Genomic DNA, 12936 nt, shown 5'->3' with positions numbered 1-12936 from the left:
GTCAGAAACTCCGTTCGACGGCGCGGCGCTCGGCGGCGGGCAGCAGCCGCAGACCGAGCAGCAGGTGGCCGAGGCTGAGGGCCAGGCAGGTGACCAGGCGCGGGGCGAGCTCGCCGAGCGGCCGGCCCTGGCCGAGGGCGTCGCGCAGCACGTCCATCGCCGAGGTGACGGGCAGCAGCTCGGCCAGCCACTGGGCCGGTGCGGGCAGGTAGCTGTTCGGGAAGGTGATGCCGCAGAGCAACGAGACGGCGAGGAAGACGGTGTTCTGCGAGATGTGCGCCTCGCCGGCGACGATCATCAGCGCGCCGAGCACGACCGCGGTCGCGAAGACCGCGGCGGTCAGCGCCAGCAACCCGGCCAGGGCGGCCAGCGGGTGCCAGGCGGGCAGCGTGACGCCGAGCAGCGCGGCGAACCCGCCGAGCAGGCCGACCTCGACGGCGGTGTTCAGCAGGGCGAAGCCGGTGAAGCCGAGCAGGTACGGCAGCCGGCCGGCCGGCGCGATCAGCAGCGCCCCGAGCGTGCCCTGGCGCTGCTCGGTGATCAGCGCCTTGCTGCTCCAGAGCAGCATCCGGACGGTGAACATGTAGCCGCCCGCGCCGATCGCGATGTAGCCGAGGTAGTCGGCGCCGCCCGTGCGGGCCGTGAAGTCGTCGGCGACCGTGCCGCCACCGATGGCGTGCAGGCCCAGGTAGGACAGGCCGATGGTGAGGACGCCGATCAGCAGGCAGCCGATCGCGTAGGACCACGGGTAGGCCCGGCTGGTCATCGTCCAGGTGCGGCGCAGCGTCGCCCAGGCGACGGGCATCTGCTCCCCCTCTCGTTGCGCTTGAGTTCCCATCTGAAACTTACAAGTTCCCTTTCGGAACCCGCAAGGGGGTGCAAGGATGGACCGTCCGGAACGTGAGAGGAGCAACGGGTGCTCAGAGACGTGCCCGAGCGGGATGCGAGCTGCGCGATCGCCCAGTCCGCGGCCGTGATCGGCGACTGGTGGAGCATCCTGATCGTCCGCGAGACGGCGCGCGGCCGGCTGCGGTTCGACGAGCTCCAGCAGGAGCTGTCGATCTCGCGCAAGGTGCTCACCGAACGGCTCGGGCACCTGACCGCGGCCGGCGTCCTGGAGCGGGTGCCGTACCAGAGCGGCCCGGTCCGCTACGAGTACCGGCTCACCGACTCCGGGCGGGCGCTGCTGCCGGTGCTGGTGGCGATGCAGGACTGGGCCGACCGCTGGCTGCTCGGCGACGGCGCGCTCTCCGGCTCCGCCGCCCCCGACAGCGCCGAGGCCGCCCGGATGGCCGCGCTGCCCGGGACCCGGCTGCCGGCGCTCACCCTGCCCGCGCACACCGGCGGCGAGCTGGACCCGGTCGACCCGGCGGCCGGCGCCACGGTGCTGTTCTGCTACCCGGCCACCGGGCGGCCCGCACCGCTGCCGGCCGGCTGGGGGGACATCCCGGGCGCGGTCGGCTGCACGCTGGAGAACCGGCTCTTCCGCGAGGCGTATCCGGAGTTCCGCGCGGCCGGCCTGGCCCTGCGCGGGATCTCCACCCAACGCCCTGACGAACAAAGGGAGTTCGCCGAGGCCGAGGAGATCCCGTTCCCGCTGCTGTCCGACCTGGACGTCCGGCTGGCGGCCGCGCTGCGACTGCCGACCTTCCACGTCGGCCAGGGCCTGCGGCTGAAGCGGGCCGTCCTGGTGCTGGACCGCCGGCGGACCGTGCGCCGGGTGGCCTTCCCGGTCACCGACATCCCGGGCGCCGTCCGGCAGGCGCTCGCCGACGCCCGCGCGGTGGCGGCGGAGGAGGCGTAGCGCCCGGGCCGCACTCCGGCCGGAAACCGTTCGCCTGGAGGGCGGGTGGGCGCGTTAGGGTGGCCGGTGTGCTCGATCAGGTGACAGCTCTGCGCTACGTCGACCCGCTGCGGGCCGGCGGCTCCGTCCCCGGCGTGGTGGAGACCGACGACCTGGGGACCTACGTGGTCAAGTTCACCGGCGCCGCCCAGGGCCGCAAGGCGCTGGTGGCCGAGGTGATCGTCGGCGAACTCGCCCGGCGGCTCGGCCTGCCGGTGCCCGAACTGCGGCTCGTCGACTTCGACCCCGCGGTGGCCGAACACGAACCCGACACCGAGATCCAGGACATCCTCCGGGCCAGCGCCGGCCTCAACCTGGGAATGGACCTGCTGCCCGGTGCCCGGGACTTCAAGCCCGGCATGATCGACGTCGACCCGGTCGCGGCCGGCCGGATCGTCTGGCTGGACGCGCTCACCGGCAACGTCGACCGCACCGTGCACAACCCCAACCTGATGGTCTGGCACGGGAAGCTCTGGCTCATCGACAACGGCGCCGCGCTGGTCTTCCACCACCGCTGGTCCGGCGCCGCGGCCTCCGTCGGCCGCAGGTACGACCTCAGCGCCCACGCCCTCGGCGGCTACCGGCCGGACGTCCCGCTGGCCGACCGGGAGCTCGGACCGCTGGTCACCGCCGGACTGCTGGAGGAGGTGGTGGCGCTCGTCCCGGACGCGTGGCTGGCCGACGAGCCCGGCTTCGACTCGGTGGACGCGCTGCGCCGCGCCTACGTGCACCACCTGGCCGCCCGCGCGGAGCTCTCCGCCGAGTGGCTGCCGGACGGGTTCCCCACGGCCGAGCAGCTGCGCGCGGCCGAGGTCCGGCGGGCCGCCCGGACCAGGGCGGGCCGGCCCGCCTGGCTCCAGGAGGTGCCGGACCTGCACGGAAAGCCGTCGGTGGAGACGGTCTGGGACCACCACTTCGAGTGACGGGCCCGCCGCCCGGCTGCCTGACGATCCGGACCCGTGCCGACCGGGCGCCCCCTACCGACCGGGCGCCCCTTGCCGACCGGGCGCCCCGTGCCGATCCGGTGTCAGCCCCCGGCGGGGCGGACCCAGACGAAGTACTCGACCAGCGTCCCGACCAGCAGGCCGGAGGAGAACAGCGCGAAGAGCGCGGCGGCGTTCACCCGGCGCACGGCCGGCGACGACAGCGCCAGGGCGGGGAGCAGCAGGCCGACCGCCGGGCCGGTCGCCAGCAGGAGCAGGCGGAGCAGCACGGCCCCCGTCGTGGTCGCCTCGGTGGCGAGGCCGCCGAGGCCGATCGCCAGGCCCGCGAAGGCCATCAGCGTCAGCATCGGCACGGCGACGAGCAGTTGGACGACGGCCAGCAGCACCCACGGCCAGTTCCGCGCGCCGCCCGGGCGGTCGGTCGGCCAGGGTCGGCCGGGGTGGCTCTGTGCCATGGCGTGATGCTCCTCGTACGGGGGGTTCCACTCGGTCGTGCGTACCCATTGTGCGGATCGGCCCCGGGCCTTCGCCTGAGTACCGGTACTCAAAATGCCGGTGGGGAGCGGGACCCGTCGGGTCCCGCTCCCCACCGCGCGTCGTCGCGTCAGCCGGTCAACCGGTCAGCGCGTCAGCGCCACCACTGGACCGCCTTCTCGGCGTTGATGATGCCGGCGCCGTAGAAGCCGTTGTCGTCCGCGCCGCCCTCGCAGGTGGCGGCCCACTCGCCGCCGCCGCCCGGGTTGTACGGGCCCGACGGGCAGGCGTGCGACTCGGCCTGGCTGGTCAGCAGCTCGGTCAGCTCCTCCGCGTTGGCCCACGGGTGGGTGCTGGCGAGCAGGGCGAGCACACCGGCGGCGTGCGGGGACGCCATCGAGGTGCCCTGCATGTAGCCGTACTTGCCACCCGGGATGGTGGACAGGGTGCGGCCGTTCTTGTCCGGGGTGTCCGGGATCTGGTAGCGGCGGTCGCCACCGGGGGCGGCCACGGTGACCTTGCCCTTGCCGTAGCTGGAGTAGTAGGACTTGTCGCCGTTGACACCCACCGAGGAGACGGAGATGACGCCGTCGAGCTCGGTCGGCAGGTTCAGGCAGTCCTGGGTGATCGGACGCTCGCCGGGCGTGGTGTCGTCCGGGCTGGCGACGTCCTTGGTCTTGTGGGCGAGGTCGATGTTCTCGTTGCCCGCCGCGGCCACGTTGAGGACGCCCTTGCGCTGCGAGAACTCGACGGCGCGACGGACGGCGGTGGTGATCGCCGCCTGGTCCGCGTCGTTCTGGCAGTTGAACATCCAGGGGTCGACGAAGTAGCTGTTGTTTGTGATCTTGAACTTGTGCTCGCCGGCCCAGACGAAGCCGCAGACGGCGTACTCCGGGTAGATGAACCCGGCGTCGTCGACGACCTTGACCGCGGCCAGCTTGACGTCGGGGGCGATGCCCTCGATGCCCTTGCCGTTCTTGGCGGCGGCGATGGTGCCGGCCACGTGGGTGCCGTGGTCGCCGTCGACGCCCGGCTGCCAGGCCTCGAATGCGGTGTTCGGCTTGCCGCCGTCGATGCAGGAGACCGACTGCGAGGCGTCCACGTTGGCCTTGAGGTCCTCGTGGTTGGCGTCGATGCCGGAGTCCAGGACGCCGACGGTGACCTTGTTGCTGCCGAGGGACAGCTTGTGGGCCTTGTCGACACCGATCTGGCGCATGTCCCACTGGTTGGCCCAGTAGGGCTCCTCGCCGGCGGTGGGCGCGGCGGCCGGCTCGGCGGCGACCTCGGCCTTGCGGCTCTCGGCGGCGGTGATGCCCTTGGTGCGGCTGGCGCCGACCGACTGGACGCCCTTGGCCTTGCGCAGCTTCGCGGCGAACTGGGTGTCGGTCGAGCGGGCGATCACGACGCCGATCTGCTCGTACGAGTACACGACGGTGCCGCCGAGGGTCGTGATGGCCTTCTCGACCTTCTGCACCTGACCGTGGTTGGCCTGGGTGTTGACGACGTAGCTCAGCAGCGGCCCGGTCGTCGGCTCGGCCCCGGTGGCCGCGACGGCGGTGCCGGCGGGCAGAGCCAGGGCGCCGGCCGTGGCGAGCACGACGCCCACCGCGGCGAACCGGGTCCGGCTGATCCGAGGAACACTCATAGGGGTTGGCCCTCCCGAGTCGTCGTGCAGCTGCAGATGGCAGGTGCAGTGGAATGATCGGGACGCTAGTGAACATGCGTAGTAATCCGCAAGAGGTAGTCATCTAATCGACACCGTTCGATCACCTGCGAAGGTTGCGCCGTCTGGGTGGCAGACCCCTCGTCAATCCATACGGTGAATATCCGGTTGACGCGGAATTTCCTACCGACAGGGCGCAGACGATCCATCCTGAAGGGGTGTCGACGGAGTGTCCATGACAGATTCCGCCGGGATACCGCGGCTCAGAGGCGGTACAGCCGGCGGGCGTTCTCGGCGGCCACCTGCCGGGCGAGGCGCTGCGCGTCCGGCGCCGCGCAGGCGCCGTCGGCCCGCCAGCGGTCCAGCAGCGTGCCCAGACCGTGCCGGAACTGGGCCGCGCCGACCAGGTACAGCTCGGGAAGGCCGTAGGCGTCGGTGGAGAAGAGCACCTTGCCGAACGGCGCCAGCTCCAGCATCTCGCCGAGCACCGACGCCACCCGCGGCCCGACGTACGAGGCCGTCAGCCCGAGGTCGGTGTGGACCTGCGGGAAGGCCTGGGCCAGCCAGGCCGCCTGCCGGTGGTACGGGTAGCCGTGCAGCAGCACCAGCGGCACCCCGGTCGGCTCGGCCGCCCGGACGAAGTCGGCGAGCAGCGACGGATCGGCCCGGTGCAGGGTGAGGTCGGGATCGCCGAAGCCGGTGTGCAGTTGGAGCGGCAGGCCGAGCTCGGCGCAGACGTCCAGGGCGGTCCAGAGCAGGTGGTGCAGCAGCACCGGGTCGGTCAGCCGGCCGAGCCCGTCCCGCAGCCGCCGCCCCGCGGCAGCGACCACCTCGGGCCGGCCCGGGCGCTGCGCGGGCACCGCCAGACCGTGCCGGTAGGCCAGCACCGACTTGACCGCCACCGCGCCGGTGGCGGCGGCCGCCAGCGCCTCGCGGACGGCGGCCGGCCAGGCCCCGGCGTCCGCCGGCACGGCCTCGGCGACCGACTCCAGCCGGACCACCTCGCGCACCCGGGCGCCGGACGCCTCGGCGAACTCGCCGAGCGGCAGCAGCGGGCGGCCGGCCGCCGCGGTCAGCCCGGTGTCCAGCAGGCAGGTGTCCAGCGCCGCCGCCGCGAGCAGCCGGCGGGTGGCCTCGGCGGCCCCGAGCTCGCGCCGGCGGGCCAGGTAGTCGGCGGCTGGGGCGTGCACGGGCAACCCGAGCGCGGGCGGGCACCAGCGGCGGACGGCCAGGCCGAGCGCGCTGTCGAACGGCGAGGTGCCGGGTGCGGGCGGCCGGTCGGACTCGGTGAGCAGCCCGGCGAGGACGTCGTCGGCCAGATCGGCCGCCACCACGCTGTGGCAGTGGTGGTCGACCAGGGCCGGGACGTCCAGCGACGGCACCGCTCAGTACCTCCAGCGGGTGGCCGCGACCAGTTGCTCCGGGGTGGCCGCGGCGTACTGCTCGCTCTCCGCGCGGCGCACCGCCAGCACCGCCTCGTACAACGGCTCGCCGAGCGCCTCGCGCAGCACCGAGGACTTCTGGTAGGCCGCGATCGCCTCGGCCGGCCCGGCCGGCAGCCTGGGCACCGTGCCGGGGGCGGCCTCGGCCGGGTCCCCGGTGAACTCCGGCGGCAGGGCGAGCCGCTGGTCCAGCCCGGCGAGGCCGGCGGCGAGCACCGCACCGACCATCAGGTACGGGTTGGCCGTGGCGTCGAAGCACTTGATCTCGGCGTTGGCCGCGGTGGTCCGCTCGCCGGTGGAGCCGGTGACCAGCCGCAGCGCGGCCTCCCGGTTCTCCAGGCCCCAGCACTGGTAGGCGCCGGCCCAGTGCGAGGGCACCAGGCGCAGGTACCCGGCCGGGCTGGAGGAGCCGAGCACCAGCAGCTCCGGCAGGGCGCCGAGCACCCCGGCCAGGAAGCCCTCGGCCTCGGCGGTGAGCCCGTGCGGGCCGGAGCCGCCGCGGGCGAGGTTCCGGCCGTCGCGCCAGAGGCTGAGGTGGAGGTGGCCGCCGTTGCCGACCGAGCCGGCCTCGACCACCGGGGCGAAGGACGCGCGCAGGCCGTGCCGGGCGGAGACCGCGCGGACCGTGTGGCGGACCAGGACGGTGGTGTCGGCGGCCTCGACCGGCCCCTCGGGGGCGACCGAGACCTCGAACTGGCCCGGCGCGTACTCGGGGTGGATCTGCAGCACCGTCAGGCCCTGCTCGCCGAGGGCGCGGAGCACGTCCCGCAGGTAGTCGGAGAGGTCGGTCAGCCGGTGCATGCCGTACGCCGGCCCGTGCGTCGGGTACTGCGGCTCCTCCTGCGGCGCCCCGGCGAGCGCGACCACCCACTCGACCTCGATGCCGGCCTGCAGGGTGATCCCCCGCGCGGCGGCCGCGGCCGTCGTCCGGCGGGCGAACAGCCGCTGGCAGCCCGGGTACGGGGCACCGTCCTGGGTGTGGCGCTCCCCCGGGGCCCAGGCCCAGCCGGGCTGGGCGGCCAGCGGGACCAGCCGGTCGACGTCCGGGTAGAGGCGCAGGTCCCCGGTGGGGCCGCCGATCAGCCGGCTGGTGGTGATGGTGTCGTCGGCGAGGAAGACGTCGAAGCAGGGCGCGGCGCCCACGCCCCACTCGGCGGCGTGCACCAGGGCGGCGAGCGGGACGGCCTTGACCCGGGTGATGCCGGCGTTGTCCACCCAGGTGACGGCCACCGCCTCGACCCCGGCGGGGCGCAGCCGCTCCACGGCCGCCTGGGCCCGCTCCGCCCGGTCGGCGCGCGGCGGCAGGGCGACGGCGGCGAGCGAGCCGGCGGCGGCCCGCTCGCCCGCGGACTGCGCGGCGGCGCCGGCCGCGGGCTCGGAGGGGTCGGCGAGGCCGGCGGACACGACGGTTCCGGTGCTCATGCCTCCATGCTGCCCCGGCGGTTGGGCCCGCGGAACTCCCCTATCGGGTGGTCCGGGCGGACGTGTGTCCTCCGGTTCACTCGTCCGGCTGGAACAGGGCGACCAGGTCACCCGCGGTGAGCCGGGCCACGGCGTCCGGTGCCTCGTCCAGCCGGCCGGGGTAGAGGCGGTAACCGGCGCCGGACAGGCCCTCCGGGGCGGGCACGTCGGCGTGCACCAGGGCGGTGAACGCCCGGGCACCGGCGAGTCGCCCGGCCAGGGCTCGGCCGGTGTCGTCGGCCGGGGCGTCCCGGCGCCGGTCGGGGTGGTGGCGGGCGCGCAACCGGGCGGCGAAGGCCTCCGCCGGTTCGTCCGCGGCCCGGCGGTAGGTGTCGAGCGTGCCCCCGCCCCGGGTGCGGACCAGCACCTCGTCGGTCCGGGCGGCCGCGGTGGCGCAGGCGAGGTCCCAGAGCGTGGCACGGGAGCCCTCGGCGAAGTGCGCCAGCACGTCGGCGGCGAGCGTGCCGATCCGGTCCCGGTACCGCCAGACGTTGTGGAAGCCGCCGGACGCGCCGGTGTTGAGGTCGGTCCAGGTGTACGTGCGCCCCGCCAGGTCGACGATCATCGGCACGCAGACCTTGGCGTCGCCGGCCAGGTCGAGCCGCTGGCGGACCGCCTTCGGGACGAAGCTCCCGCGCCGTTGCCGGGCCGTCGCCTCGTCCAGCTCCAGGAAGCCGGCGAAGGCGTCGGCGAGGTCGTCGAACGGGACGTCGTTGTAGCTGAAGACGACGGCCACGGCGTAGCGCGCGCCGCCCGCGGCCAGCGCGGGCAGGTCCAGGTCGACGAACTCGGTGGCGCCGTGCGGCGGCGGGGCCGAGGTGAAGTCGCCGGAGTGCACGGCGGCACGCGGGCCGTGCACCAGGCGGGTGTAGTCGCACAGGCCCACGAAGCGCCACGCGTCGTCGTAGAGCGCGACCGAGAGGTCGAGGTCGACGCGCTGGGTCGGGCGCTGCATCCAGTGCAGGAAGAGCCGGACGGTGTGACCGTCGGGCAGCCGCTGGACGCTGCCGCGCGGCACGGCGACCAGCGTCCGGGCGCTCGCCCGCTCGGCGAACGGCACCACCAGGTCGGCCAGGCCGTCGTCCAGGACGGCGAGGTCGAACCGCTCGTGCCGGGCCGCGCGGCGCAGCAGCTCGGCCTCGATCAGCGTGCAGACGGGTGCGCTGAGCGCCGCCGGCACCTCGGTGCCCCAGTCGTCGCGGGCGTGCGCCAGCGCGACCCGCCCGCGCGGGAAGTACAGCCGGCGCTCGCCGATCTCGCGCCGGGCGCGCATCCGCCCGTACGCGCCGAGCAGCGGGCCGGGCGCGACCTTGCGCAGCGCGGACGGCAGCGCCTCGGCGAGGCCGGCGGGCAGCGGCGCGCCCGGGCTCCACGTCTCGTGCACCCGGAGCAGGTGGTGCAGCCGGCGGACCAGCTCGCCGGGGCGGCGGGCGAGCAGCCGGACGGCGGCCGGCACGTCCCCGGCCGCCAGGGCCCGCTCGACCCCGGCGGCGAAGGTGACGGCGACCAGCCGGGTGTGGCCGCCCGGCGTCGTGCCGACCGTCAGCGGAGCGGGGGCCGCGCGCAGTTCGGGGCCGAGACCGTGCAGGTCGAGGTCGGTGTGGCGGAGCACGGCGAAGGCGGCTGCCGCGTACGGGAAGCGGTGCCGGTGCTCGTAGGGGTGCAGCAGCTCGCCGGCGCGCAGCCAGGCCTGGCGGTGCCGGCCGAGGTCCTCCGCGAGGGTGCCGACCGGGAGCGCGTCGAGGACCGCCAGCAGCTCGCGGCGGAGCGGGCGGGGCAGGTTGCGCAGACGCAGGCCCCTGCCGGTGGCGGGCAGCAGGTCGGGCTCGGCGCCGGACCAGGCCCAGAGCAGCCGCAGTACGTCGGTGGCGGTGGTGAGGTGGGCGGCCAGCAGCGGGCGGGCGCTCTCCGGGTCGCGGCGCAGCAGGGCGGCGAGCACCGTGGCGCGGCTCTCCCGGACCGGGATCTCGGCGGGCAGCCAGGCGGCCGGGTCGGCGGGGGCGTGCTCCAGCAGGACGGCGAGGTCCGCCCGGTCCTGCGGGTTCAGCGGGGTGCGGCGCGCGAGCAGCGCGGCGGCCTCGGCCGCGGCGACGGCGGGCGCGTCGGCGCCCCCGGCCAGCCGCAGCGGGCGCAGCACGGCGTCCGCGCCGTGTTCGCGGGCCGCGTTGCGGACGGCCTTGGCGTCGAGCGGGAGGTGGCGCGGCTCCTCCAGCGGGGCGTCGCAGAGCGGGCAGTGCCCGTCGCCGGCCAGCTCGTCGTGGCAGTCGCCGCATACCAGGTGGGCGCAGGGCGCCAGGGCGCCGATGCCCGCCTCGCCCCCGGGGCGGTCGCAACAGCAGCACGGCTGGGCCGGCCGGTTGAGCAGGAAGGCGCGGATGTGCGCCGAGTAGAGGCTGTGCGCATGCCGCGGCACGCCGTCGGGGAAGCCGCGGAACAGCGGCCGGTGCCGGCGGTCGGCGCCGAGCGCGCCGTCGATCCGGCGCAGCAGGGCGGTGCCGGTCTCGGCCAGTTCGGTCGGCCGCAGCCGGGCGAGCGCGGCGCGCAGCGGCCGGGTCAGCACGTGCCCGCGCTGTGCGAGGTCCGCCTCCAGCACGACCAGCCCCTGGGCGCTCCAGGGCTCGGGTTCGCCCGGGGCGGCCCCGCCCCGGACCACCACGGCGCCGTGCCGCCGCAGCAGCAGCACGTCGAGGGCGTCGTCGGGCACGGTGGTCTTCTGCTTCTTCACTTCCTGCTCCCCCTGGATACGACAAAGCGGGGGCGGAGAGTGGGCGCACTCGGTTCATTTCAAAGGATGAGGAGAAGGAAGCACGCCGCGGAGCCGCCCCCGCGCCGTCCACCCTAGCGAGCCCGCCCGGCGGCACCGAACGAATTTCCGCGGGGCGGCGCCCGCCCTCTTCCTACCGGCCAGTAGCTTCGCTACAGTGTCGGCACGCACACCGCCGGGCTTCGGGAGCCGCACCGGCGGGGTCGCCGGTCCGCGCGCAGCGCGCGGGGCCGGGCGTGCGTCTTCCACCGGCCGGTGCCGCGGATCGCGGCGGGCCGGCTTCTCTCCTCGTATCAGAGCCGCTTCCTTCACCTCGAGCGCCTGAGTACCACGGCACACCCGCAGCACGCCGGAGCGGACCGGCGGCTGCGCCGGTGGCCGCACCCGTCATCTCCCCAGCCCCGCGCGCGGACCCTCCTGCGGCGGCGCGTCCGCCACGGCGCGCGCGGGCACCTTTGACAAGGAGTCAGGACATGGAGCGTCCCTTCCCCACGGTCGCCGTGGTCGGCCTCGGCACGATGGGTGCCGGTGTCGCGGTGGCGGTCGCGAAGAGCGGCCGCCGGGTGATCGGCATCGAGGCCGGCGAGGACTCCGCCGCCCGGGCGCTGGCCCGGATCGAGGAGGCGACCGCGCACGCGGTGGCCCGCGAGCGCCTCACCGCCGAGGAGCGCGGCGAGCTGCTCGCCAGGATCTCGGTCGGCCACGCGCTGGAGGCCGCCGCCGACGCGGACCTGGTGATCGAGGAGGTCCCCGAGCAGCTGGAGCTGAAGCGCGAGCTCTTCGCCGAGCTCGACCGGATCTGCCCGCCCGGGACGGTGCTGGCCACCGGCACCACCGCGCTGTCGGTGACCCGGATCGCCGCCGCCACCGCCCGCCCGGAGCGGGTGCTCGGCCTGCACTTCTTCAACCCGGTGCACACCATGAAGCTGGTCGAGGTGGTCCGCACCGTGCTGACCGGCCCCCAGGTGGCCGAGGAAGCCGCGGCGTTCGCCCGGGACCTCGGCAAGGAACCGGTGGCCGCCGGCGACCGGGCCGGTTTCGTGGTGAACGGCCTGCTCTTCGCGTACCTGAACCAGGCCGCCGCGATGTACGAGTCGCGCTACGCCACCCGGGAGGACATCGACGCGGCGATGCGGCTGGGCTGCGGCCTGCCGATGGGCCCGCTCGCACTGCTCGACCTGATCGGCGTCGACACCGCCCGGACCGTCCTGGAGGCGATGTACGAGCAGTCCAAGGACCGGCTGCACGCTCCCGCGCCGATCCTCGGCCAGCTGGTCGCCGCCGGCCTGCTCGGCCGCAAGACCGGCCGCGGCTTCTACACCTACGAGGCGCCCGGCTCGTCCCGGATGGTCGACGCCGCCAGCGGGCCGGCCCGGCCGAAGGGGCCGGGCCGCCAGGTGGACCGGATCGGCGTCTGCGGCTCGGGCACCATGGCCACCGGCATCGTCGAGGTGTTCGCCAAGGCCGGCTACCCGGTGGTGCTGGCCGCCCGCAGCCAGGAGAAGGCGGAGAAGGCCAAGGCCCAGCTGGCGAAGTCGCTGGACCGCTCGGTGAGCCGGGGCCGGCTGACCGAGGAGCAGCGGGACGCGGCGCTGGCCCTGGTCACCCCGGCCGGGCAGTACGCCGACCTGGCCGACGTCGACCTGGTGGTCGAGGCGGTCGCCGAGGACCTGACGGTCAAGCGCGAGCTGTTCGCCGCCCTGGACAAGATCGTCAAGCCGGGCGCGGTGCTCGCCACCACCACCTCCTCGCTGCCGGTGATCAGCTGCGCCACCGCGACCTCGCGGCCGCAGGACGTGATCGGCATGCACTTCTTCAACCCGGCGCCGGCGATGAAGCTGGTCGAGGTGGTCTCCACCGTGCTGACCGCGCCGGACGTCACCGCGACCGTGCTGGAGCTGACCGCGAAGGTGCGCAAGCACCCGGTGGAGTGCGGCGACCGGGCCGGGTTCATCGTCAACGCGCTGCTGTTCCCCTACCTGAACGACGCGGTGCGGATGCTGCAGGAGCACTACGCGACGGTGGACGACATCGACACCGCCATGAAGCTCGGCTGCGGCTACCCGATGGGCCCGTTCGAACTGCTGGACGTGGTCGGCCTGGACGTCTCGCTGACCATCGAGCAGGTCCTGCACCAGGAGTTCCGCGAGCCGGGCCTGGCGGCCGCACCGCTGCTCGAGCACCTGGTGGCGGCCGGCTGCCTCGGCCGGAAGACCGGCCGCGGCTTCCGCGACCACGCGCGCCGGTGACCGCGCCCTCGCCGGGCTCGCCCGCCCCGGGCGGCCGGTCCGCCCCGGGCGCGGTGCCGTACGGGCCGCCGCGGCCCGCCTGGGGCCCGGGGGCGG

At 75.1% G+C, this 12936-nt stretch carries 9 protein-coding genes; 3 read left to right on the top strand and 6 right to left on the bottom strand.

The window, feature by feature from the left end:
• Position 1 precedes the first annotated feature (1 nt).
• Positions 2-805, bottom strand: a complete 804-nt coding sequence (locus tag MCM47_RS20995) for an ABC transporter permease (RefSeq protein WP_238863195.1) — start codon at positions 803-805, stop codon at positions 2-4.
• Positions 806-916: 111 nt separating this feature from the next.
• Between MCM47_RS20995 and MCM47_RS20990 the strand changes: the two genes are divergently transcribed.
• Together MCM47_RS20990 and MCM47_RS20985 are read left to right on the top strand one after the other, a co-directional pair.
• Positions 917-1804: a winged helix-turn-helix transcriptional regulator gene (locus tag MCM47_RS20990; protein ID WP_238863194.1), complete on the top strand. Its 888-nt coding sequence runs from the start codon at positions 917-919 to the stop codon at positions 1802-1804.
• 68 nt (positions 1805-1872) lie between these two features.
• Positions 1873-2766 (top strand): HipA family kinase, encoded by an 894-nt coding sequence (locus tag MCM47_RS20985; protein ID WP_238863193.1) that lies wholly within the window; start codon positions 1873-1875, stop codon positions 2764-2766.
• Between the two features lie 104 nt (positions 2767-2870).
• On the opposite strand, the gene MCM47_RS20980 is transcribed toward MCM47_RS20985, so the two are convergent.
• From MCM47_RS20980 to MCM47_RS20960, 5 genes are all read right to left on the bottom strand, one after another.
• Positions 2871-3242, bottom strand: coding sequence for a hypothetical protein (locus MCM47_RS20980; RefSeq protein ID WP_238863192.1), 372 nt, complete (start codon positions 3240-3242; stop codon positions 2871-2873).
• Between the two features lie 173 nt (positions 3243-3415).
• Positions 3416-4906, bottom strand: coding sequence for a S8 family serine peptidase (locus tag MCM47_RS20975; RefSeq protein ID WP_238863191.1), 1491 nt, complete (start codon positions 4904-4906; stop codon positions 3416-3418).
• A gap of 281 nt (positions 4907-5187) precedes the next feature.
• On the bottom strand, positions 5188-6306 hold the full coding sequence (locus MCM47_RS20970) for an amidohydrolase family protein (RefSeq protein WP_308222387.1): 1119 nt from the start codon (positions 6304-6306) through the stop codon (positions 5188-5190).
• Between the two features lie 3 nt (positions 6307-6309).
• The gene (locus MCM47_RS20965; RefSeq protein ID WP_238863190.1) at positions 6310-7788 is read right to left on the bottom strand and encodes a glutamine synthetase family protein; all 1479 of its coding nucleotides are present in this window, start codon (positions 7786-7788) and stop codon (positions 6310-6312) included.
• Between the two features lie 76 nt (positions 7789-7864).
• Positions 7865-10552 (bottom strand): MXAN_6230/SCO0854 family RING domain-containing protein, encoded by a 2688-nt coding sequence (locus MCM47_RS20960; RefSeq protein WP_238863189.1) that lies wholly within the window; start codon positions 10550-10552, stop codon positions 7865-7867.
• Between the two features lie 512 nt (positions 10553-11064).
• Between MCM47_RS20960 and MCM47_RS20955 the strand changes: the two genes are divergently transcribed.
• On the top strand, positions 11065-12840 hold the full coding sequence (locus MCM47_RS20955) for a 3-hydroxyacyl-CoA dehydrogenase family protein (RefSeq protein ID WP_238863188.1): 1776 nt from the start codon (positions 11065-11067) through the stop codon (positions 12838-12840).
• The last annotated feature ends 96 nt before the right edge of the window (positions 12841-12936 follow it).

The sequence above is a fragment of the Kitasatospora sp. A2-31 genome (assembly GCF_022288725.1).
Lineage (GTDB): Bacteria > Actinomycetota > Actinomycetes > Streptomycetales > Streptomycetaceae > Kitasatospora.
The sequence above is the reverse complement of the archived record's forward strand: the minus strand, read 5'-3'. Positions and strand labels throughout refer to the sequence as shown.